The 21,353-nt window shown below is 68.5% G+C and carries 20 protein-coding genes and 1 pseudogene; 8 read left to right on the forward strand and 13 right to left on the reverse strand.

Going from position 1 to position 21,353, the window contains the following annotated elements:
• Window positions 1-105: 105 nt before the first annotated feature.
• The 3 genes from infA to AB5J53_RS43820 form a co-directional block, all read right to left on the reverse strand.
• Entirely contained in the window at window positions 106-330 is a 225-nt protein-coding gene (gene infA, locus AB5J53_RS43810; RefSeq protein ID WP_010981942.1) for a translation initiation factor IF-1, read from the reverse strand.
• Entirely contained in the window at window positions 327-1,118 is a 792-nt protein-coding gene (locus AB5J53_RS43815) for a GNAT family N-acetyltransferase (protein ID WP_369251147.1), read from the reverse strand. Before AB5J53_RS43815 ends, infA begins: the two co-directional genes overlap by 4 nt.
• A 274-nt stretch (window positions 1,119-1,392) precedes the next feature.
• Window positions 1,393-2,547, reverse strand: a complete 1,155-nt coding sequence (locus tag AB5J53_RS43820; protein WP_369251148.1) for a tyrosine-type recombinase/integrase — start codon at window positions 2,545-2,547, stop codon at window positions 1,393-1,395.
• A 95-nt stretch (window positions 2,548-2,642) separates the two neighbouring features.
• On the opposite strand from AB5J53_RS43820, the pseudogene AB5J53_RS43825 reads away from it, so the two are divergent.
• Window positions 2,643-2,807: pseudogene (locus AB5J53_RS43825) on the forward strand (pirin family protein); the annotation flags it as partial.
• A gap of 721 nt (window positions 2,808-3,528) precedes the next feature.
• Here AB5J53_RS43825 and AB5J53_RS43830 read toward each other — a convergent pair.
• Window positions 3,529-4,137, reverse strand: a complete 609-nt coding sequence (locus AB5J53_RS43830; RefSeq protein ID WP_369251149.1) for a DJ-1/PfpI family protein — start codon at window positions 4,135-4,137, stop codon at window positions 3,529-3,531.
• 306 nt (window positions 4,138-4,443) lie between these two features.
• On the opposite strand from AB5J53_RS43830, the gene AB5J53_RS43835 reads away from it, so the two are divergent.
• Together AB5J53_RS43835 and AB5J53_RS43840 are read left to right on the forward strand one after the other, a co-directional pair.
• Window positions 4,444-4,743 (forward strand): LysR substrate-binding domain-containing protein, encoded by a 300-nt coding sequence (locus AB5J53_RS43835; protein ID WP_369251150.1) that lies wholly within the window; start codon window positions 4,444-4,446, stop codon window positions 4,741-4,743.
• Window positions 4,744-4,793: 50 nt separating this feature from the next.
• Entirely contained in the window at window positions 4,794-5,411 is a 618-nt protein-coding gene (locus tag AB5J53_RS43840; protein WP_369251151.1) for a CoA transferase, read from the forward strand.
• A gap of 4 nt (window positions 5,412-5,415) precedes the next feature.
• Here the strand turns inward: AB5J53_RS43840 and AB5J53_RS43845 are convergent, their stop codons facing one another.
• The 4 genes from AB5J53_RS43845 to AB5J53_RS43860 all read right to left on the reverse strand — a co-directional run bounded on the left by AB5J53_RS43845 (window position 5,416) and on the right by AB5J53_RS43860 (window position 10,065).
• Window positions 5,416-6,243, reverse strand: a complete 828-nt coding sequence (locus tag AB5J53_RS43845; protein WP_369251152.1) for an enoyl-CoA hydratase/isomerase family protein — start codon at window positions 6,241-6,243, stop codon at window positions 5,416-5,418.
• A 479-nt stretch (window positions 6,244-6,722) separates the two neighbouring features.
• Entirely contained in the window at window positions 6,723-7,001 is a 279-nt protein-coding gene (locus tag AB5J53_RS43850) for an ATP-binding protein (RefSeq protein ID WP_369251153.1), read from the reverse strand.
• Between the two features lie 213 nt (window positions 7,002-7,214).
• Window positions 7,215-8,120 carry an NAD(P)H-binding protein gene (locus tag AB5J53_RS43855; protein WP_369251154.1) on the reverse strand — a complete coding sequence of 302 codons (906 nt, stop codon included), beginning with the start codon at window positions 8,118-8,120 and terminating at the stop codon, window positions 7,215-7,217.
• Between the two features lie 355 nt (window positions 8,121-8,475).
• Window positions 8,476-10,065: an MFS transporter gene (locus AB5J53_RS43860; protein ID WP_369252849.1), complete on the reverse strand. Its 1,590-nt coding sequence runs from the start codon at window positions 10,063-10,065 to the stop codon at window positions 8,476-8,478.
• A 248-nt stretch (window positions 10,066-10,313) separates the two neighbouring features.
• On the opposite strand from AB5J53_RS43860, the gene AB5J53_RS43865 reads away from it, so the two are divergent.
• The 4 genes from AB5J53_RS43865 to AB5J53_RS43880 all read left to right on the forward strand — a co-directional run bounded on the left by AB5J53_RS43865 (window position 10,314) and on the right by AB5J53_RS43880 (window position 12,259).
• On the forward strand, window positions 10,314-10,910 hold the full coding sequence (locus AB5J53_RS43865) for a TetR family transcriptional regulator (protein ID WP_369251155.1): 597 nt from the start codon (window positions 10,314-10,316) through the stop codon (window positions 10,908-10,910).
• 127 nt (window positions 10,911-11,037) lie between these two features.
• Window positions 11,038-11,211, forward strand: a complete 174-nt coding sequence (locus tag AB5J53_RS43870) for a hypothetical protein (protein ID WP_369251156.1) — start codon at window positions 11,038-11,040, stop codon at window positions 11,209-11,211.
• A 54-nt stretch (window positions 11,212-11,265) separates the two neighbouring features.
• On the forward strand, window positions 11,266-11,547 hold the full coding sequence (locus AB5J53_RS43875) for a hypothetical protein (protein ID WP_369251157.1): 282 nt from the start codon (window positions 11,266-11,268) through the stop codon (window positions 11,545-11,547).
• Window positions 11,540-12,259 (forward strand): hypothetical protein, encoded by a 720-nt coding sequence (locus tag AB5J53_RS43880; RefSeq protein WP_369251158.1) that lies wholly within the window; start codon window positions 11,540-11,542, stop codon window positions 12,257-12,259. Before AB5J53_RS43875 ends, AB5J53_RS43880 begins: the two co-directional genes overlap by 8 nt.
• 111 nt (window positions 12,260-12,370) lie before the next feature.
• Here AB5J53_RS43880 and AB5J53_RS43885 read toward each other — a convergent pair whose 3' ends face one another.
• On the reverse strand, window positions 12,371-14,806 hold the full coding sequence (locus tag AB5J53_RS43885; protein WP_369251159.1) for a SpoIIE family protein phosphatase: 2,436 nt from the start codon (window positions 14,804-14,806) through the stop codon (window positions 12,371-12,373).
• A gap of 93 nt (window positions 14,807-14,899) precedes the next feature.
• Window positions 14,900-17,362: a SpoIIE family protein phosphatase gene (locus tag AB5J53_RS43890; protein WP_369251160.1), complete on the reverse strand. Its 2,463-nt coding sequence runs from the start codon at window positions 17,360-17,362 to the stop codon at window positions 14,900-14,902.
• A 310-nt stretch (window positions 17,363-17,672) separates the two neighbouring features.
• Here AB5J53_RS43890 and AB5J53_RS43895 point away from each other — a divergent pair, with 310 nt between their 5' ends.
• On the forward strand, window positions 17,673-18,302 hold the full coding sequence (locus tag AB5J53_RS43895) for a TetR/AcrR family transcriptional regulator (RefSeq protein WP_369251161.1): 630 nt from the start codon (window positions 17,673-17,675) through the stop codon (window positions 18,300-18,302).
• Between the two features lie 111 nt (window positions 18,303-18,413).
• Here the strand turns inward: AB5J53_RS43895 and AB5J53_RS43900 are convergent, their stop codons facing one another.
• The 3 genes from AB5J53_RS43900 to AB5J53_RS43910 are packed head-to-tail and all read right to left on the reverse strand — an operon-like array spanning window position 18,414 to window position 21,208.
• On the reverse strand, window positions 18,414-19,613 hold the full coding sequence (locus AB5J53_RS43900; RefSeq protein WP_369251162.1) for a cytochrome P450: 1,200 nt from the start codon (window positions 19,611-19,613) through the stop codon (window positions 18,414-18,416).
• 31 nt (window positions 19,614-19,644) lie between these two features.
• The gene (locus AB5J53_RS43905) at window positions 19,645-21,009 is read right to left on the reverse strand and encodes an NAD(P)/FAD-dependent oxidoreductase (protein ID WP_369251163.1); all 1,365 of its coding nucleotides are present in this window, start codon (window positions 21,007-21,009) and stop codon (window positions 19,645-19,647) included.
• Window positions 20,999-21,208, reverse strand: a complete 210-nt coding sequence (locus AB5J53_RS43910) for a ferredoxin (protein ID WP_369251164.1) — start codon at window positions 21,206-21,208, stop codon at window positions 20,999-21,001. Before AB5J53_RS43910 ends, AB5J53_RS43905 begins: the two co-directional genes overlap by 11 nt.
• Window positions 21,209-21,353: the final 145 nt, after the last annotated feature.

Here is a 21,353-nt window from a genome sequence, read left to right on the forward strand (position 1 = left end):
GAGCGGTGGCTGCCGCGGCCGTGCGAGCCATCATCGGGCCCCCGGTCACGGAAACGCCGTGACCGGGGCCCCAGGATCAGCTACCGGGGAAGGTGCCGACCGCCGCTAGTTCCGGTACCGGAACACGATCCGGCCGCGCGTCAGGTCGTACGGCGGGAGCTCCACCAGTACCCGGTCTTCCAGCATGATCTTGATGTAGTTCTTGCGGATCTTCCCGCTGATGTGCGCGAGCACCTGGTGGCCGTTCTCGAGCTCCACGGTGAACATGGCGCTCCGCAGGCACTCGACGACCTTGCCCTCGACTTCGATGACGTTCTTGTTCTTCGTCATCGCACCAGCTCCAGGTTGCTGCTCATCGGCCGGGCGCCGATGCCCTCGAACAGCGCCGAGGCTGCTTGGTTGGACTCGTGGACTTCGGTCCAGGCGCCGGCCAACCCGGAGCGGTGCAGCGTCCCCAGCGCGTGGGCCAGCAGCGCCCGCGCGATGCCGCGGCGCTGCTCGCCGGCCCGGACCGCGACCAGCCCGACGCGCGGCCGGTTCACCGTCACCACCCGGATCAGACCCAGGTAGCGGTCCGGCGCCGCGGCCACCGCGTACTTCGACGGGTCGACGATGGTGTCGCCTTCGGGGCGGCGAATTACCTCCGCGGGCATCGACTGCCACCCGACGGTCGCCTCGACTTCGTCACGGATCGCGCGGTCCACCGCCCGCAGCAGACTCTCGTCCGCCTGACCGGCGGGCACGATCGTCACGCCCGAAGGCGGCAGGACTGCTTCGAGCCCTGTGACCCGCGGGTCGGTCGGCACGACGTACTCCCACTCGCGGCGCCGGATCGTGAAACCGGCCCGTCGCCAGCCGGCCGTCAGCTCGACGTCGGCTTCGTCGACCACCGTGTACAGCGGCGCTGGCAGTTCCGCCAGCATCGCCTCGGCGAGCCGGTCGAAGGTGGCGTCGTGCCAAGCGTCGATGCTGACGAACAAGCGTCCGTCGGGCCGGTGCGACGCATGCCCGCGGCCGACCACCAGGTCGTCATCCAGTGCATGCCATTGCCTGTCCGCGACGCGCGTGATCATCACCGCGTTCTCGCTCAGGCCAGATGTGAAAGGCTTCGTGTTCATCGGAGTCTCCTTCCAGGAGTGCCTCGATCTCAGGCGCTCCTGGCGACACCGAACGTCAGCCGCCGGACCGTGACGGGTTGAGGAAGCACCCATGGGTAACTGTGTTCACGGGGCTCACCTCCATACGACGACTTCACGGTCCACCACGAAAGTAGCAACGGGGCGCCGCCTCGCTCAAATCCTTTCCTATAGGAACCTGTTGGGGATCTTCCGTTGAGATTGGGAGACCGTACCCAGGCCCCCGGTCCTTCTTGGACCGGGGGCCTTTGGCGCATCAGGCAGCCAGCCCCACGTCCAGGATTTTGGCCGCCTTGCCGATCGAGCCTGGCATGAGGTGTCGGTAGATCTTGAACGTGATGTCGAGGCTCCTGTGTCCCATCCACTCAGCCACATCGGTGATCGGGATGCCGTTGGTGAGGCAGTTCGAGGCGAAGAAGTGCCGGAAGCTGTAGATGACCATCCTCTCGGGGATGTCCACATGTCCGGCCGTCTTGATCCTCCGCCACCGGATGTCGAGGCCGTAGTACGGGAAGGCCTTGCTGGGATCCTTCGGGTGGCGGAGAAGGTACCCGTCCACGGTGCCGTGTTTGTCCGCGTACCAGTCGATGGTGTCCTTGATTCGTGCCGGAAGGGGCACGTCACGGTACTCGCCGGCTTTGCGGTGCTTGAGCCGCGCATAGTCCCTGGTGGTCTGGTTCACCTGCTCGCTGATCCGGTAGACGTCGTCCGCCACGATGTTGTTGATGTTGACTGCCGCTGCCTCACCATTTCGCATCCCGCAGCCGCTCATGAGATCGGCGATCAGAAGGAACGTGTCGTCATCGGCCGCGCGTATCTCTCGAAGCTGTGTGACCGAGGGGATGACCGCACGTGTCGGGTCGTACTGAGGAGGCTTGACACCCTCCAGGGGGTTCTGATCGAAGATCCCCAGCCGGTGAGCATCGAGGAGGATCGCTTTGAGCTTGTCGTAGGTGTTGGACTGCGTGGCCAGGCCCACGCCGTTGCGCTCCATCGTCTGAATGAAGTCGTCCACAACCTTGTGGTCGAACGTATTCATCCGGCGGCTCTGGAAAGCCGGGAAGAGGTGGTGTTCGAGGAGCGAGTTGAGGTGCCTGACGGACGCCGCGCCGAGATCCCGCTGGCCGGCCTTCCATTCAGCGGCGTACTCCCTGAACTGCATCCCCCCGTACTTGTGGATGCGATCGGCCCTGCTCTGATTCCTCGGAGCGGCCTTCTTCGCGTTGTAGACATCAGTCAGTCGCGTGATGGCCTTGTCCTGGGTGGCGAACCCGGACTCCTCGGTCTGCTTCCCGGCCGCGCTCCGGTACCGGATCTTGTACTCGTGGGGGCACTTGGACCACCGGGCCTGGGGATGCTCGCAGTCCTTGAAGAAGGTGCCCATGCCGCGGGCCAAGCTCTTGCTCGCCATGCTGTCTCGACTCCTCTGGAACCCATGCTGACGGTTTGCTGACCGCCGATGGTCCGAGACGTCTCTGACCTGCACGAAGCCGTGAAACGTGTGATATGTGGTGGAACTTCATCGGCCGCACCCAGCAGGACATCGAGCAGGCCCGCCAGGACTGGATGACGGGCTCGCGCTTCGGAGAAGTGAAGGGGTACGACGGTGACCCACTGTCTGCTCCTGAACTCCCGCCTGTGCCGCTGAAGGCGCGGGGAAGGGTGCGTTGACCTGGGAAGAGCCGGGCTCCGGTCCGAGGAGTCCGGGAACTCTCCGCCTGTCCTGCAGCGACGATCTCCGGTGGCGCGGGCCCTCGGATGCGGCCGCACAGACACGTCCGAGGCCGTCCGCGTTTCCAGGGTGTGGGTAGCTTTGGCCGGACGGATGCTGACACCCGATGGTGAGTTCAGTTCTCCGACGGGTCGTCAAAACCATTGAGTTTGCGATGTGTTCGCCTGGCGATTCGGGTCCAAGCATCAGCAGGGTGCCCATGGCGGCCATGACTCCGGGCAGGATGTCGCGACGGCCGATCCAGCATCGCAGAGACCGCCACTGCTTCGGCTCGGCGATGCCGTGTTCCATCATGATCCGCCGCCGGGAAAGGCGGCGGGCGCTGTCCTAGTAGTTCCTCTCGCCAGGCCCCGCGTCCTTGGCGGGTTTCCTCGGTGGGGCGCTGACTTGGTGGGGGAGTCGCGGGCCAGCCCGGTACAGCTGGAGTGCTCTTCGATGCCCTCGGCCCGGACCTGGGTGACGTCGGGATCCGTCCAGGGCGCACCGCACCGAGCCACAGCCTCGGCCCTGCCCGTCGCTGATCACCGCTGGAAGCGCAGCACGACGACTGTCACCGTTACCCGGTCACCGATTACCAGATCATGGTTCGGTCCGGCACCAGCCGTACGTTCCCGGTCACGACCCCGATGCTCGCGCAGTGCGTCTTCCTGCGGCGGGGCGTCAGCGCAGTGCAGCCTCGCCCGCGTGGACGGCACGCATGGCGCGCTCGACAGTCTCCTGGTTTTCGCCGACCGGAGCCACGTAGTCGATGACGTCGCGCGCGGCGTCCTCCCCCAGCATTCGGGTGATCACCCACGCGGCGAGATACTGGGACGCCAGGCAACCGCCCGCCGTGGCGATGTTCCCCTCGGCGTGGATCGGCGCGTCCAGCACGGTGACGTCGCAGGCTTCGACGAAGGGCCGGCTCTTCATGTCCGTGCACGCCGGCATGCCATCCAGCAACCCGAGCCGGGCGAGCACCAGCGCGCCGGAGCACTGCGCCCCGATCAGCTGTCGCGAGGGGTCGAGCCGCAGCCTGGAGATCAGCCGGTCGTCGGCGACCACGTCTCGCGCCTTCACCCCGCTACCGATCAGCACGACGTCGGCTTCGGTCACGAACTCCATCGGGCGCTGCCCGGTCACCTCGACGCCGTTCATCGACGTGACCACCGGCGTCGGCGTCGTAATGAAGGCTTCCAAGCCGTCCTTACGGCACCGGTTGATCAGCCCGGAAGCGATGAAGCTGTCGAGCTCGTTGAACCCGTCGAAGGTGACCACGGCTACCTGCATCACAACTCCTTCAAGTACGACATCAGATCCCGAGCCTCCCTGGTGCGCGGTTCCGGGTCGAGAGCCAATCAGCGGCTGGTGGCATGCCTACCGCCGCTCTGCGTTTCACAGTTTTGCGCCTGACTACCGTACGCCGACCTGCCGACCTGCCGACCTGCCGACCTGCCGACCTGCCGACCTGCCGACCTGCCGACCTGCGAGCATGCCGACCAGGAGGGTCGAGCCGCCCTCCCTCACCGCAGCCGCGCCGGAGTCCGAGGCGCCGTCCCGGCTGCACCCCGGCGCACTCGCCGCGCCTCTGGAACCTTGGGAGAGCCGACGTACTGGAACAAGTCAATTCAGTGGTGCGAGCTCCTGCGCCGGCCCGGCACCTCCAGGGCTCTGGTCACCGGCGTGGGCGAGGGCAGACTCGCGTTCGCGCTGGCACGGCAGCCGATCAGTGATCCCGCGTTGGACGTGCTGCCCGTCATGTCGGAACGGCTGGGCGCGGTGGTGCCGGCCGATCGGTTGGCCGAGCGGGACTCCGTGGCACCTGGACGACCTGGCCGACCTCTGTTTCGTCGTCGCACCCCAGGAAATCAGATCCGCTTATTTCGACCAGCTTGACCGGTAAATGTTCCGCCGCGCTGAGCGAGCTGCTCGACGCCGAGTTCCGCTTGCGGCCCTTCGTCCACTGGAAGGACGCACTGGCCCAGCAACGCATCACCTACAGCCTCATTCAGACACCGGAGGAGGCCGCGCAGGACCCCCAGCTACGCGTGAACGACAGCGTCGTACCGCTGGAAGGAGTCAGCGGGCTTGAGTGCATCATCAGCGGCCCGGTCAACCCCCGAAGGGTGCCGAAGGTGCCGGAGAAGCGAGCGCCTGACCTGGGCGAACACAACGACGAGATCCTCGCCGAGCTCGGATTCGGCCCGCCGAGGTTGCCAAGCTCCGCGCCCAGGGAGCGATCCCCGGCACGACGGAAGCGAAGACGGCGCACCCTGACATCCCGTGCTTTCACGGCACTTGACGCCTGCCGAGACCAGGGTGTCGGTGATCCGGTGGATGTGAGCGGCGGCGGCGACCTCGCGGGCGGCCCCGTCCAAAGCGGGCACGGCGGGCGAGGGTCAGATCAGGCGGCCGGAAGGGGCCAGCGATCGCCCGCACCTATGTGCCGTGTCTCTTGCGTCTGCCGCAGCAGCACGGATGGTCGGGGGCGATCCCAGGGCTGTGGAGCCCGACAAGGCTGCGGAGACTCCGCTGCAGCACAACCCGGATCGCCTACGTCCTGACGGCTCACAGCTCCCCGACCGCTGCACCGAAGTCGAGCTCGGTGCGGGAGCGCTCCTGCATTCCGCGCTGCATGAGAGCGCCCATCCGGGCGGTGCTCGATGCGTCGCGCGCCAGGATCTGGAAGAAGCCCGCGTCGACCTGGACGTCCTCCTTCGCCGGGAGGCCGGCCGCGTTGATCCGGCGCTTGGCGAGCCGTACGGCCGCCTCAGGGAATCCGGCGATGCGCTCGGCGAGACGCTCGACGTAGGGAACCAACTCCTGGTCCGGCAGAGCCTTGTTGACCATGCCGATGCGTTCGGCCTCGCGTGCGTCGAGGTCCTCGGCACCGAGGATCACCTGCATGGCCTGGCCGCGTCCGGCCAGCCGTACGAGCTGCTGGACCGCCCCCGCGCCTGGGAAAGTGCCCAAACCCACTTCGGGCTGGCCGATCACCGCACGCTCGACGGAGGCGAACCGCATGTCGCAGGCATAGAGGAACTCTCCGCCCGCGGCGCGCGCCCGGCCCTCGAGGACCGCGATCGTGACGGGTCGTGCCTCGCTGAGCCGGCGGTACAGCGCACCGAGGCTCACGTCGTCCGGCCCGCCGGACGTTGCCGCCGTCGCCGTGTACTCGGCGATCCGCTCGACGTCCACGTGCGGGATGAAGAAGTCGGGGTCCGCACTGCGGAAGACGACAACCCGCGTGCTGTCGTCGGAGTCAGTCGTGTCGAGCAGTGCGATCAGGTCTGCGACGAACCGCTCGTCGATCAGGTTGATCGGGGGGTTGTCGATCGTGGCCCACAGGACCCCGTTGCGCAGTTCCGTTCGGATCGTCTCGTGCTTCTCGGACATCGGCTTCAGCTCCTCCGCCAATTCCACTTGCTTTTTGCAAGCGCTACGATCACCTTGGCCGCTTCACCTGCAAAAAGCTGCGCCAGTGGGGCCAAAGGCACCTGTTCGACGACGAGCCCATCAATCGCGTCATCGACGCTCGCACGGGAAAGCAACCCCAACTGATCACGCTCACCGCCGAGGACGGCAGGGAACTGTTCCCCGAGGACATCCGGGTGGTCCAGTCGCGTGCGGCAGACCCCATCGAGACCGCCTTGCCCATCGAGACACCTCGCCGTCGCGCGGCGGCACGACCTGACCGCCCTCGCCGACGCCCGAAAGCAGAGAACTGACAGAGACCGCCCGGCGGCAATGCGACCTGGCGGACTCGCGTTCATCCAGTCGACAAGTCCGACACTCGGCGGCGTCGCCCGCGCAACGGACGTGCGGCGGCTGGACACGTGTCCCCGGCGGTGAACGGCGACGAAACGCGTGCCGTGTCAGGCATCAACGCCATGGGTGTCAGGTGTCGGCAATTCGAACCACACCGTTTTCCCTCGTCCGCTGGGCGAGTTGCCCCATGCGGAAGCCGGCGCGGAAACGATGACCAGCCCCCGCCCTCCCTCGGCCTGGTCCTCCTCGCGCGGAACCGTCACGGCTTTCGCGAGATGCGGATCACTGTGACGGACCTCAACGCGTATGCGTTCGGGAAACTCGCGGACGTAGACGTACACGTCGCTGTCGCCGTGGACCAAGCCGTTGGTGACGACCTCCGACACCAGGAGTACCTCGATCCGCGATCGCCGAAACGGCAGACGATCTTGAGGTCCGACAACCGCCCATGACCAGCACGAGCACACGACCACCAAGGCACACCAGCCCCGTGACCAGCGACTTCACTATGGTGGATCTTCACTGGTCACGACAGGGCCAAGAAGGCCCGGCCGGCCCGCGACAGCAGTCGCCCCGGGGCCGGCCTTGGCCGGGGCGGCTCAGCCCAGGTAGAAGTCCCTGCGGGCGGCCACGTACGCCTCGATCGACTGGGCGGGGATGCCCGTCACGCGCTCGACGCCGTCGGCCGTGCGGTCGTAACGGTTGTCCCGGTGCAGCCGGGCCATGGTGGCGGCGTGCTGTTCGATGTGCGGCGGCAGGCCCATCCTGGAGAGCCCCTGGGACTGCCACCGGTCCAGCGGCACGTCCACGCAGGACACCGGACGGCCCAGCGCCCGCGAGAACTCCTCGGCCAGCTCAGTCATGTCGACCGAGCGGGGCCCGGTCAGCTCGTAGGTCTGCCCGATGTGCGGAGCCGGGTCGCGGAGCACGGTGGCGACCACCCGGGCGACATCGTCCACGGCGACCGGCGAGGTGCGTCCGGTGCCGAACGGCAGCGCGATCGTGCCGCTCTCCTGAATCGACCGCGCCGCCATCATGGTGAACAGCGGATTGTCCAGGAACGACGTCGGCCGGATGTGCACCACGGGCAGCCCCGACCAGTCGAAGACCTGCTCCGCCAGCCAGTGCAGCCGCTGCTGGTGCGACTCCTCGGTGCTGGTGGCGGTCATCTGCGACACCGTCATCTGCGACAGGTCGACCAGGGCCTCCAGCTTCCCGTACTCCCTCGCAACGGAGGCCACCACGGTCGCCGCCAGCAGATGGTCCGGCGACACGCGCATCGCGAAGTACATCCGCGCCACGCCCTGCAGCGCGGCCGCTACCGTCTCGGGCCGGGTCAGGTCACCGATGACGACCTCCGCGCCGAGCGCCCGCAGCTCATCCGCACGCTCGTCCTCGCGACGGACCATGAAACGCACCGGCACTTCCTGAGCACGCAAGTGCTCGAAGACCGTACGGCCCACGCCGCCGGCACCGGGGATAAGAACAAGGTTGCTGGCAACCATCAGTCGATCTCCTTCGGAATAATGGAACAACTGAGTTGAGGTGTGATCACAGCGTCAGCGGAGCCGTCAGCAAGGCGTTGGCCCCGGCGATGTCAGCGCTGATCCGGGTGGCGACTTCACAGGGGTCTCCAGTGCTGTCGGGGGTTCTGCGATCGCCGGGCGGAGGAGGTCAGCGGCACCGAAGTCGGCACAGACCTCACCCGCGGGCGCACCCCTTCGAGCACCGTGTCGACCATCCGCTCGGACTGCCCCTCCTCGAGCTGCCGCAGCACGGTCTCGATGGTGGAGGTGTCGGCAGTGCGGCGACGTCCCCGGCAGGCGGTCGCCTCCGGTGTCTCGCGGGGATGGTTCGTGATCACCGTTGGGCTCGGACGGCCTGGCGCTGGGACTTGTCACCGTCGGCGGCCAGCGCGGCGTCCTTGCGCGGCAGGAAGAGCAGCACGACGACCGCGCCGACCAGGGCGACGGCCGCCGCCCCTATCGCGGTGATGTGCATGGCATGGATGAAGGCGTCGTGCGCGGGCCGCACCAGCGTCCTGCCGGCCGGTCCCAGCTTCTCGGCGACGGCCAGGGTCGCCTGGACGGATTCACCTGCGGCGTGCCGGTCGGAGGCGGGCAGTACGCCCAGGTGGCCGTCGATGCCGTTGCGGTAGGTGGTGGACAGCAGCGACCCCAGCACGGCGACCCCCATGGCCCCGCCGACCTGCCGGAAGGTGTTGTTGACCGCGGATCCGGAGCCGGCCTTCTCCCGTGGCAGCGACGACATGATCATGACGGTGGCGGGCGGCATCACATGGGCCATCCCCGTGCCCATCAGGAAGAACAGCACCTCCAGCACCCAGATGGGGGTGTCCTGGCCGAGCAGCAGGAAGCCGGCGAAGGCCACGGCGGTCAGGACCAGGCCGCCGGCGCACACGGCTCGGGCACCGAAGCGGTTGACGACCAGCCGGGCCCGCGGGGCGAAGAACATCTGGGAGACGGCCAGCGGCAGCACGAGCAGACCGGACTGCAGGACGCTGTAGCCCCGCACGCTCTGGTTGTAGAAGACGCTGAAGAACGTGACGCCCATGAGGGCGAAGAAGACCAGGCCGATGGCGGCGACGGACGCGGAGAACCGCCGGTTGCGGAAGTAGGTGACGTCGAGGGCCGGATGGTCGCTGCGGGCCTCGTAGACCACGAAGCCGGCGAGGACCGCCAGGCCGCCGAGGATCGTCGCCCAGGACTCGGGCCGGGTGAAGTCGCCCAGCTGGCCGCCCTTGATGATGCCGTAGACCAGCAGCGCCAGACCGACGATCGACAGCAGCACGCCGACCGGGTCGAGCCTGCCTCGCCCGGGGTCCTTGGAGTCGGGGACCAGCACCACCATCGCGACCAGCGCGACGACCACGATCGGCACATTGACCAGGAAGACCGAGCCCCACCAGAAGTGCTGCAGCAGGATGCCGCCGGCGATGGGGCCGGCGGCGATGGCGAAACCGACCACACCGGTCCAGATGCCGATGGCCTTGGGCTGCTCGTCGCGCTCGAAGACGTTCATGATGACCGCGAGGGTGGCGGGCAGGATGAAGGCGCCGCCGAAGCCCATCACGGCGCGGAAGACGATGAGCTGCCCGGAGGAGTCCGACAGCGCGGACAGCGCGGATCCCACGCCGAACACCAGCATGCCGAAGAGCAGCACCTTCTTGCGGCCGAGCCGGTCACCGAGCAGGCCCGCGGTGAAGAGCAGTCCGGCGAAGACCAGCGTGTAGGAGTTGACCGCCCACTCCAGCTGGCTCTGGGTGGAGCCGAGTCCGGTGGGAGCGGGCTCGGCGATGGTCTTCATCGCCACGTTGAGGATCGAGTTGTCCAGCATCACCACCAGGAGGCTGCACGCGAGCACGGTCAGGATGGCCCAGCGCCGGCGGTGGACCGCCTCGGAAACGCCTCGTCGCTGGGCAGGCGGCACGGGTGGTGTGGACTCCGCGGGCTTCGAGGACTCGGTGGGGGTGGGTGGTGATGCCACAGGGGGTCTCCAGTGCTGTCGGTGGTACTGCGATTGCGGGGCGGAGGCCGTCGGCCTCAGACGGTGGGAGGCAGCGCACGGCCTGCCTGACCTGCCGGGTGATCTCATCGAAGGCGAAATAGATGTCGCAATCAAACTAAACGCAGGTTAGGATAGATGACAAGCGACAGCCATCTGAGGAGAGTGATTCCGTGGGCCGCGTGTCGAAGGCGCAAGCGCAGGAGAACCGGCAGCACGTTGTGGCCACCGCCTCCCGGATGTTCCGCGAGAAGGGCACCGCGGTCAGCATCGCCGACCTGATGAAGGCCGTCGGGCTCACCCATGGCGCGTTCTACAAGCAGTTCACTTCCAAGGAGGACCTGGTCGACAAGGCCATCGCCCACGCCTTCGAGGATCCGGCGGCACACTCGCCGGTGGGGCTGGAGGAGCACGCCGGGGAGCACGAGGCCGCCCGCCGGACGCTGATCGAGGACTACCTCTCGGTCTGGCACCGCGATCACGTCGGGGACGGCTGCCCCGTCTCAGGATTCGCCGCCGACCTGGGGCGCGACCCTGACCAGGCCGCCCGCTCCCAGGAGGTCTACATCAACGGGGTACGGAACCGCGCCGCTCGGCTGGCCACCGGCGACGACGACGGCATGGCCCAGCTCTGCACCATGGTCGGTGCCCTCGCCCTCGCCCGCGCCACCCGGGGCAACCCGCTCTCCGAAGAACTGCTGCAGGCCGCGCGCACGGCTCTCACCGAGGGCGGCACCGGGCGGTCGGAACCGCAGCAGCGCACGGACTGACCGGGGGCCGGCGGACGGCGTCGGCCGCCGTCCGGGCCCGACTGTGCGGCCGACCGGGCCCGCGGGTCGGCTCCGGGCCGGGCCCGGCCGTCAGTTCCCGGCCCGCGGCCGGACCACACCGCTGCTCATGGTGGTCGCTCTCAACGACACGGTCACCGACCTGGCACTCGCCGCCTACGAACGGGCGCTCGAACCGAAGCGGCTGCGGTTGCTCCCGGGCGGCCACTTCGACCCGTACACCACGCAGTTCGACCAGTCGAGCGCCGCTGCCCTCGCCTGGTTCCGTGAGCTCCTCACATGACAGGCGAACACGCCCGCAGGGGGCGCACCGCCAGTGCGAGACGGAGGAGGGACCATGCCCCACCTGACCTGCGCCGTCGACGACGGCCTCGCGACTCTGGTCCTGAACAACCCGCAGCAGAACCGCACCGATTCACTGACGGCCACCGAGCTCGCCGAAACCCTCGAGGCCATCGGCCGCAGCAGCGCCCGTGTCGTCCTCGTGCACGCCGAAGGCCCCGAGTTTCCGCTTGGCGGCCGGGTGATGCGTGGCCCGGCACTGACCCGTCCGGCCGAATCGCCGGCTCTGCTCCTGGACCGACGAACGGAAAGCACGGTAGGAAACCAACGTGAATGATCTGCTCACCACGGTCATCGAGGCCCATGGCGGGATCGAACGCTGGCAGGAACTGACCCAGGCGCAGGCCACCATTGTCAGTGGTGGCGACCTGTTCGCCATCAAGGGCCTGCCGCAGGATGCCACGCCACGGATGATGACGATCAGGCTGCACGAGGAGCACGCCTCGGTACAGCCCTTCGGTGCTCCTGACCAGAAGACCGACTTCACGCCCGGACGAGTGAGCATCGAAAAACTCGACGGGCACGTGGTGGCCGAACGCAAGGACCCTCGGACGTCTTTCTCCGGACACACACTGGAGACACCCTGGGACCCGCTGGACCGCGCCTACTTCAACGGCTATGCGTTGTGGACCTACCTGACCACGCCCTTCCTGCTTGCCATGCCCGGCTTCACGGTCACCGACATCGAGCCGTGGCGGGAAAGAGATGAGGTCTGGCCAGGTCTGCGCGCCGCCTTCCCGCTCCAGATCGCAAGCCACAGCGCCCACCAGGACTTCTACTTCGGTCCCGACCGGCTCCTGCGGCGCCACGACTACCACGTCGACGTGGCCGGCGGATTCGCCGCCGCACAGTACGTCTACGACTACGCAGAAGCGGACGGCATCGTGCTGCCCACCAAACGCCGGGCTTACCGCCGCGACACCGACGGTCGTCCGCTCATGGAGCAGGTCATGGTCTCCATCGACCTCAGCAACGTCCACTTCAGCTGACAGAGCCTTCTGTCGATGCCCCCTCTGTCAGCTGCTGTCATGGCACACCGGGTCGAGAGACATCAGCGCTGTGGGTGACTCTGTCCCGACCCACCTCGGTGAGCCATACCTTCAGGAGGAACCCTGGATGGCTTGCTCGGACCAGATCGTCTTCCCGTTCTGGCCATGGCGGCAGCCCCATCGTCCGCCGAGTTGAGCGACGAGGAACAGGCCGCGTCCTCCCTCGTCGGTCATGTGGGCACGCCGAAGGCGGGGTTGGGTGCAGTTGGAGTCGGTGACCTCGCACACCAGGACGTTGTGGCGAAGCAGACGGAGGTCCATCGGCGGACGACCGTAGCGGATGGCGTTGGTCACCAGTTCGCTGACGATGAGTTCGGTGGTGAAGAGGAGGTCGTCCAGGCCCCACGTGGTGAGTTGGCGGGTTATCCACTTTCGAGCCTTGGAGACGGCGGCCGGATCGGCCGGGATCTCCCAGTGAGCGGTGTCCGCCACTGGGACGGCGCGGGTGCGGGCCAGCAGCAGGGCCGCGTCGTCGCGCGGCGCCTGGTCCGCCAGGTCGGAGAGGAGAGCCCGGCCGGTTTCGTCCAGGGCACGATCCGGACGGCAGTACGCGGCGAGGGCTTCGGTCAGGCGCCGCAGGCCTTGGCCGGTGTCGCGATCGCCTCGTTCGACCAGGCCGTCGGTGTAGAGAGCGAGGACGCTGCCCGGCTCGACGTCGATCACGGTGGTCTCGTACGGCATGCCGCTGAGGGCGAGTGGTGGCCCTGGGGAGATCCCGACTGCTTCGGCGGTTCCGTCGGGCCGGACCAGGACGGGTGGTGGGTGGCCGGCACTGGCGATGGTGCAGCGCCTGGTGACCGGGTCGTAGACCGCGTACAGGCAGGTGCCGCCAACAATGTCGCGGTCGTCGAGTGGGGCTTCGGCCGCGAGGCGCTGGACCAGGTCGGCGATCCGGGTGAGCAGCTCGTCCGGTTCGAGTTCCAGGTCCGCGAGCGTCTGGATGGCGGCGCGGAGGCGGCCCATGGTGGCGCTTGCGGGCATGCCGTGGCCGACCACGTCTCCGGCGACAAGGGCCACCCGGAGAGAGGGCAGAGCAATGGCGTCGTACCAGTCGCCGCTGCTGCCTGCTCCCCCGCCTGCGGGCAGGTAGACGCCGGCGGTCTCGGCTGCCGGAGTGTCGGTGGTGGCCGGGGGAAGGAGGCGCCGCTGCAGCGCTACGGCCGCCCTGTGCTCGCGCGTGTAACGGCGGGCGTTGTCGATGGCGAGCGCACCCCGTGAGGCGATCTGCTTCATGAGATCCGCCTCGTCCTCGGTGAAGAGGTCGGATCGGCCGCAGCGCCAGGCCGTTATGGCGCCGAGCGTGAGCCCGCGGGCATGCAACGGTGCCACCATCACCGAATGGGCGCCCTTCGGGACGAGATACTCGACCAGGTGCGGGTCTCTGACCATGGCGATGAAGTCGTCAAGGCCGAAGACGACTGGCTCGCCGTGTCGGAAACTGTGCAGCAGGGGGTGGTCGGGAAGGGGCGGGATGGACTCGCCGCGCTTGATGCCGGCCGGCCACACCGCGGTGGCCGGTGCAAGGGCCGCGTTGCCCATGTTTCCACCGTGCAGCTGCTTCGAGGGTTCTTCCCCGTCGGAAACGGAGTGCGCAAGGTCGACTGCGGCGAGATCCCCGAACGCAGGTGCGAGAACGTCCGCAAGGTCCTGTGCGGTGCGCACGACATCCAGGGATCCTCCTACTCGTTCGGCCACCTCGCGGGCGAGATCCAGATGACGGTGGGCGCGCATCTGGTCGGCGTTGTCGAAGTACAGGGCTGCGACCCCCGTGGGGCGTCCTCGCGCGTCCTCCAGACGGAAGGCGGACAGCGACAGCGCGTGCTGCCGCGCCGGATCGTGCCGCCAGCTCACTTGCTGGTTTCTGCGGATTACTGGGGCACCCGTCTCGATTACCTGGCGCAGTAGTGCCTCGAGGTTCTCGGCGTCCTTGGCGCACAGCACGTCGCTCAGCCGAGCGCCGGGCTGTACCGGACGGCCGTCGAGAGTTCCCGGCGTGGCGTTCGTCTGCACAGTGGTGAGATCCGTGTCGTACACAGCGATGGTGATCCGGTTCTGTGCGGACAGTGCACGCAGGAGCGCCGCGCCCTGTTCGTGGCCGGCGACGTGGTGGGTAGGGGCCGCCAGGACGAGGACCTCCGCCGAGCCGGAGCCCCCCACCTTGGTGGTCCGGAAGGTGACATCGATGGTGTCGCCGCACTGGTGCCACAGCCGTACCCGGCCGGATGCCGGTATCTCCGCGTCGCGCAGGTCGTCCGGGAGGCCGGCCACCAGTTCCCGCACGGGGCGGCCACAGACCTCCTCGGCGCGGAACCCCGTCAGCTCCTCTGCTGCCCCGGTCCACCGCACCACCGCGCCTCGATTGTCGAGCACGGCGGCTGCCGGACCGTCGCAGGCATGCGAGCTGTCGCTGGGACCGGAACCGGAGACGCCCGTCGATCCTTGGGAGGCGCCTGCCGAGTAGGCGTTCTTGACATTCTCTATGTCCATCCGTGGCTTCCTTCTGTGGCTTGCTTGGCGAGAGCCTGCGGCTCGAGAGATCGGCATGCTGTGGCAGCCGTCGGCCGCCCGGTCGGTCGCGCGTCACGCCGCAAGGGCTTTGGAGGGCAGGTCTTGTTCGGCCCAGACGACCTTGCCGTCCGTTGCGGAGCGGGAGCCCCACCTGTGGGACAACTGAGCGACGAGGGAAAGACCGCGGCCGTTCTCGTCGATGTTGTGGGGATGACGGGGGCGTGGGTGGCTGGGGTTGCTGTCGGAGACTTCGCAAGTCAAGAACTGGTGATGGATGAGCCGTAGGCGGATCGGCCCGCCGCCGTAGCGGATGGCGTTGGTGACCAGTTCACTGACGATCAGCTCCTCGGTGGTCACCAGATGCTCAAGCCCCCATTCGCTGAGCTGACGGGCGGCTGCCTGCCGGGCGATGCGGACAGCGGCCGGCTCGTTCGGCAGTTCCCAGGAGGCAACCTGGGCCGGTTCGAGTCCGCGAGTCCGCGCAAGGAGCAAGGTGACATCGTCCGCCGGGGCCTGAGTCGGCAAGGTCTCGATCACGTGGGAGCACAGGTCTTCCAGGGACGAACCGGACTCTGTCAGGGCGGCGCCCAGGCGATCCAGGCCCACGTCGATGTCGTCGTCGCGGGACTCGACCAGACCGTCGGTGTAGAGCGCGAGCAGAGTTCCCTCGGGCAGTTCCAGTTCCACGGACTCGAAGGGGACCAGACCGAGGCCGAGGCCGAGCGGGGCCCCGGAGGGCATGTCGGGGAAAGTGATCTGGCCCTGCGGGTCGATGATCGCGGGCGGGGGATGCCCGGCCCGCGCCATCGTGCACCGTCGGGTGACCGGGTCGTAGACGGCATACAGACAGGTGGCGCCCACCGACGCGGGGAGCTGGTCCGGAGCGTCGGCATCCTCCTCGCTCAGCCGCCTGACCGTGTCATCGAGGTGCGCCAGCAGTTCGTGGGGAGGCAATTCCATGTTCGCGAGCGTGCGGACGGCGGTGCGCATTCGGCCCATCGTCGCCGCGGCGTTGATGCCGTGTCCGACCACATCTCCGACGACGAGGGCCACCCGGGCGCCAGACAGTTTGATCACGTCGAACCAGTCGCCCCCCACGCCGTGGTCCATGTCAGCCGGCACATAGCGCGAGGCCACATCGAGGGCGGCGCCGCCTCCCACATGGTGGGGGAGCAGGTCGCGTTGGAGCGTGAGGGCCGCGGTGCGTTGGCGGGCGTACTGGAGAGCGTTGTCCAGGCTGAGCGCGGCCCGGGTGACGAGCTCCTCGGCGAGGAGGAGGTCGTCCTCCTGGAACGGCGTCGGCTCCTCGGAGCGGCCGAACACCGCCAGTCCCAGCACACAGCGCCGCGCACGGATGGGCACGACCATCAAAGAGTGGACGCCGCTGTCACGGAGCTTCTGCGTCCGCACAGGGTCGTGACGGACCCAGGGGCCTGAATAGGTGTCCAGCACCGGTTCCAGGTAAGACCTGCCCGTGTGCAGGGCGGTGGCGAACAGCGAGGTCGGGAAGGGGCGGATCACGTCTTGGCGCACCCACGGCAACTTGAGGACACCCGGGTCGATGGAGGCCACACCGGCACGGCGCAGCACAGGTGGGCGGCCGTTCGCCTTGCCGGTCCCCGCCGAGGGATCCACGCCGAACGGAACCGACTCCATCAGGTCGACGACTGCGTGGTCGGCCAGCAGGGGCACGGCAAGGTCGGCCAGTTCCTGCCCGGTCCGCATGACCTCGAGGGTGCTGCCGATGCGCGTGCTGGCTTCGCTGAGGATGGCAAGGCGCTCGCGCGCACGCCGGTTGCCGGTGACGTCCACGCTCATGGAGCACACTGCCAGTGCCGTGCCGTCCGCGTCCAGGAGGCAGAAGAACGAGGCCGAGAACGCGTGCTCCCGGCGCCGGTCCGTCGACGACCACGCCCGGTACTCGTGGACCGTGGTGATGCCACTGTCCAGCACCTGCCGCATCACTACCTCGAGCGCTTCGGCCTCGACGGCGGGCAGTGAGTCCCGCAGCCGGCGTCCGAACCATCGCTCACGAGGAGTGCCGTGGTGGCGCTCCATGACGTCGTTGACCCAGGTACAGCACAGCTGCGGGTCATAGACGGCGATGCCGATCGGTGCGTGGGCCAGGAGCGACTCCCGCACAGCTCCGTTGGACGGCCCCGAGGACAGGGTGCCTATGTCGGTCACGGACACCAGCCACCGGGTGCCGGCGTCCTGCCCCCACAGCAGCGAGATCCGCAGCGTCATTTTGATGGGGTGGCCGTCGCGGTGGCGGACCGTCACGGTGCCGGACCAGCCCTCCTGGGCGCGGCACTGCTCGGCGAACGCCGAAGCACTCGGGGCGTCCTCGGCGGGCGGCAGCACGTGTGCGGCGGACCGGCCCACCACTTCCCCCGCCGAGTACCCGACAAGCTGCTCGGCGGCGTGCGTCCACCCCACGACGGTCCCCTCCGCATCGAGCATGGCTATTGCCGCATCGGGTATCTCTCGGGGGCTCACCGGTTCGGTGAGTGGCGTGTGGTCGGTGTTCGTCATCCGGTTCTTCCCATCGGTGCGGGTGTGAGACAGCGTCGGCATGTGCGGCGTCGGCCCGATCTGTGGCCGTGGTGGAAGCCGGCACGACGTCTGCCAACCTTGGACGACTTTGTCCACTTCTGATGAAATAGTCAGATACGACCGCTTTATCGTCAAGTCCCCCGAAGCTGATCAAATGCCCAGATATGACCGTGCGCTGTCAGGTCACGCCATCGCGGAGTCGGGACTGGTGGGCCAGGGTGGACAGTTGAGACTGGCAGTGCAATGATGAATTCATCAGAATTGCTGCTCTTGTTTATGGAGCACGCCGATGCCAGTCACACGCAGGAACCGATTCGAACGCCGTCGCGCCGAGACCCGCCAGGCACTCGTCCGCGCCGCGCGGCAGATCCTGGCCGAGTCCGGCGGCACCAGCGCCAGCATCCATGCCATCGCGGAGCGCGCGGACGTGGGCCTCGGCTCCTTCTACAACCACTTCACGGGCAAGCCGGACCTGTTCGACGCGGCCGTGGCCGATGCACTCGAGGAGTACGCCCAAGCCGTCGACGAACGCCTGCACGGCGTCGATGATCCCGCCGAGCGCCTCGCTGGGGGCGTGCGGCTCAGCGCGCGCATGGCCGAGTCATACCCGGAGATCATGCAGATCCTGTGCCACAGCCAGCTCGGTCGTATATGCGCCGGCGACAGACTGGCTCCGCTGGCGAAGCGCGACGTGGAGCAGGGCATGGCCGCAGGCCGGTTCACCGTGGTCGACCCGGTGATCGCCCTGACCGTGCTGAACGGCAGCCTGCTGGCGCTCCTGGAGTTGTGGTGCAACCAGCCCGGGGCCGACAGCGACCAGGCCGCAGGCACGATGGCCGAGATGATCCTGCACATGCTCGGCCTCTCCCCGGATGAGGCCCGTGACCTCGCCCGGCGGCCCCTTCCCGCGGCAGCGTGAAGAGCATCCTGTCGCGCACCGGCCGACTGGCGCCGACTGCGCACCGGTTCCTGCGGCCTGCGTAATGCAGCGGGGTGGCTGGTTTCCCTCGCTTGCTGTCGCCCCGCAGCCTCAGAGTTGGATGGGCAGGTGGCGGGGTCCGCGGAGCATGGCGTTCTGGCGGTAGGGAGGCGGGTCCTGGACCAGGCGGGCCGTGCCGAGGTGGGGGAGCAGCGCGCCGAGCGCGGCCTCGGCTTCGATACGGGCGAGTGGCGCGCCGAAGCACAGGTGGATACCGCTGCCGAAGCCGACGTGCTGGTTGTCCGGGCGGGTGGGGTCGAACCGGTCGGGTTCGCTGAACCGCATGGGGTCGCGGCTGCCCGAGGCCAGCGCCAGGATGACTGACGTGCCGGCGGGGATCGTGGTGCCGGCGACGTCGATGTCGACGAGGGGAACCCGCTCGCGCATGTGGACCGGGGGCTCGTAGCGCAGCAGTTCCTCCACCGCTTGCGGCAGCAGGCCGGGATCTTCGCGCAGACGGTCCAGCTGGTCGGGCCGGCGCAACAGGGTGAGGACGCCGTTGGCGATCAGATTGACCGTGGTCTCGTGTCCGGCGATGAACAGCAGGATGGTGTTCACCGCCAGGTTCTCCTCGCTGAGCCGTACGGCCGGGTCCGTTTCGTTGACGAGGTCGGAGAGCATGTCGCCGGTGGGCCGACCGCGGCGCTGTTCGGCGAGTTGGACCAGGTACTGGCCCATCTCCTGCTCCGCCTGGCCGGCCGCCTGGTCCCGTTCGGCGGTGTCACCTTCGGGCCCGATGTCGGCGGACGCGACGAGGGTGTCGGTCCAGTCCTGGAAGAGCTGCTCGTCCTTGTCCGGGATGCCGAGCAGGCGGCAGATCACGGTAACGGGAAGTGGGTAGGCGAAGTCGTCGACGACGTCGATCTGCCTGCCCTCCTGGAACACTTCCGCCAGTTCCTTGGTCAGCTGGACGATCTCGCCGCGCATGGAGTCGACCCGGCCCGGACTGTGCGGCGGGCCGAACGGCCGCATGGCCGAGTTGCGCAGCCGGTGGTGCTCGGGGTCGTCGAGCCGCAGGAACGACGGTTGTCGTGTCACCTCGTACGGAGCGGGAGCGGTGCGCGAGCGCGCATCAGCACTCATCCGGGGGTCGTGCAGCAGCGCGACGATCTCGTGGTAAGTGCCGATCAGGTAGCTGCCGTCCGCCTGCCGCACCGCGGGCCCCGCCTCGCGGAGTTCCGCATACAGCGGGTAGGGGTCGGGGCGGTTGGCGTAGTCGGAGATCCGGGCCAGCAGGGTGTCGGAGGCCATGGTGGCTCCTCGTGGTGGGGCGGGACGTGGGTCAGCCGGGCTGCACCAGCGTCAGCCGGCGATCCGGCAGGTAACCGGTGAGCGCCACGGTGGGGCCGTGGGACAGCCCGCTCGGATCCGGCACGTCGGACGGAATCGCGACGTCGGCCGCGATCGCACGGTCCTGGGCGCCGGGCGGGGGCGGGAACGGAGCAGCCGTCTCGATCAGGTGCTTGTAGTAGTCGAGCGACTTGGCCATGTCGACGGTGACCGCGGCGGTGACCCGCCCCTTGTAGCCGTAGACCACTGCCAGGCGGCGCGCCTCCAGAGAGCCTTGGGCGATGACCACATGGTCGGAGTAGGTGGGCACGCCCACCGACTTGATGTTGAGCCCGAACTGGGTCGACCAGAACGACGGGACGGCCAGGTGCGGGCGCTGCAGGGGCCCCGGATTGACCATGTTGTGGGCCGCAACCTCGGCCTGCTCGACCGCGTTGCCCCAATGCTCCAGGGAGAGCATCTGATAATCGAACAGTGGGTGGGGGAAGCGGGAGACGTCACCGGCCACGAAGACGTCGTCGGTGACGATTCCGTACATGTTGAAGGCCCGGCATCCGGCGTCGCAGGCGATCCCGCGCGGGCCCGCCGCCAGCCCGGACTCCGCCAGCCATTCGACGTTGCGTACCGCGCCCAGCGCCACGACGCAGACGTCGGCGTCGACACGGGTGCCGTCGGACAGCTCCGCACCGGTGAAGCTGCCGTTCCCGCGCAGGGCGGTGACCGTCACCCCGGTGCGCAGGTCCACGCCGTGGTTGCGGTGCATGACGGCCGCGAGCTTCGACAGGGTGCCGCCGAGCGCGCCCACCAGGGGTGCGGGGCCACGTTCTGCGACCGTGACCTCCAGTCCCCGCTCCCGGCAGGCCGAGGCGATCTCCGAGCCCGTGAAACCGGCGCCGATCACCAGCACCCGCTCAGGCCCGGCGGCCAGCCGCTCGGCCAGCCCCCCGGCGTCCTCGCGGGTGCGCAGGGTGAACACCCCGTCCAGGGAGGCTTCCTCCGGGTTGGGCCAGGGCCGCGCGCGGGTCCCGGTGGCGATCAGCAGCCGGTCGTACGGCAGTGACTCGCCGTCCTCCAGCAGCACCTGTTTCGCGAGCAGATCCACGCCGGTGGCGCGCACGCCCAGCCGCCAATCGGCGTTCGGGTCCCGGCGCATCGGCAGCCCGGTGGTGTCCGCCGTAGCCTGGCCGAGCAGCACCTGCTTGGACAGCGGCGGTCGGTCGTAGGGCGGGTGGGGCTCGTCCCCGACCACGGTCAGTGAGCCGGTGAAGCCCTCCTCGCGCAGCGCCTCCGCGGCCCTGAGCCCGGCCAGCGACGCGCCGACGATGACGATACGGCCCTCCTTGAGGTCACCGGGCACCGGCGCTCACCTCCTCACCGAGGAGGATCGCCTGCACCGGGCACGCCGCCGCGGCCTGGCGCACGCGCTCGACCTGGTCGTCGGGGACGGCCGTGGCGTACAGCAACCCCTCTTCGCCGTGCAGCTCGAACACCTCCGGCGCGAGGAAGACGCACTGCGCGTAGCCCTGGCAGCGCGTGAGATCCACAACGGTCTGCATCCCCACCACTCCCTCCGTTGTCGCACCCCCTCCTTTCCAGCATGGGGCCGGACCCGGGCGCCCGCATGCCACGGCTCCGGAGACGGAAATCCCGGGCAGCTCGCCTGCCCAGGGCGACGGCTCAGCTCAGGGCGTGGTCGAGTCC

This window comes from Streptomyces sp. R41 (assembly GCF_041053055.1).
GTDB lineage: Bacteria > Actinomycetota > Actinomycetes > Streptomycetales > Streptomycetaceae > Streptomyces.

What these genes read in the sequence shown, in the direction of transcription:
- AB5J53_RS43830 (WP_369251149.1), bottom strand. Translation starts at nt 4,137, where the DNA reads ATGCAGGTAGCCGTGGTCACCTTCGACGGGTTCAACGAGCTCGACAGC.
- infA (WP_010981942.1), bottom strand. Translation starts at nt 330, where the DNA reads ATGACGAAGAACAAGAACGTCATCGAAGTCGAGGGCAAGGTCGTCGAG.
- AB5J53_RS43890 (WP_369251160.1), bottom strand. Translation starts at nt 17,362, where the DNA reads ATGACGAACACCGACCACACGCCACTCACCGAACCGGTGAGCCCCCGA.
- AB5J53_RS43875 (WP_369251157.1), top strand. Translation starts at nt 11,266, where the DNA reads ATGCCCCACCTGACCTGCGCCGTCGACGACGGCCTCGCGACTCTGGTC.
- AB5J53_RS43910 (WP_369251164.1), bottom strand. Translation starts at nt 21,208, where the DNA reads ATGCAGACCGTTGTGGATCTCACGCGCTGCCAGGGCTACGCGCAGTGC.
- AB5J53_RS43820 (WP_369251148.1), bottom strand. Translation starts at nt 2,547, where the DNA reads ATGGCGAGCAAGAGCTTGGCCCGCGGCATGGGCACCTTCTTCAAGGAC.
- AB5J53_RS43855 (WP_369251154.1), bottom strand. Translation starts at nt 8,120, where the DNA reads ATGGTTGCCAGCAACCTTGTTCTTATCCCCGGTGCCGGCGGCGTGGGC.
- AB5J53_RS43885 (WP_369251159.1), bottom strand. Translation starts at nt 14,806, where the DNA reads ATGGACATAGAGAATGTCAAGAACGCCTACTCGGCAGGCGCCTCCCAA.
- AB5J53_RS43870 (WP_369251156.1), top strand. Translation starts at nt 11,038, where the DNA reads ATGGTGGTCGCTCTCAACGACACGGTCACCGACCTGGCACTCGCCGCC.
- AB5J53_RS43900 (WP_369251162.1), bottom strand. Translation starts at nt 19,613, where the DNA reads ATGGCCTCCGACACCCTGCTGGCCCGGATCTCCGACTACGCCAACCGC.
- AB5J53_RS43845 (WP_369251152.1), bottom strand. Translation starts at nt 6,243, where the DNA reads ATGTCCGAGAAGCACGAGACGATCCGAACGGAACTGCGCAACGGGGTC.
- AB5J53_RS43895 (WP_369251161.1), top strand. Translation starts at nt 17,673, where the DNA reads ATGCCAGTCACACGCAGGAACCGATTCGAACGCCGTCGCGCCGAGACC.
- AB5J53_RS43815 (WP_369251147.1), bottom strand. Translation starts at nt 1,118, where the DNA reads ATGAACACGAAGCCTTTCACATCTGGCCTGAGCGAGAACGCGGTGATG.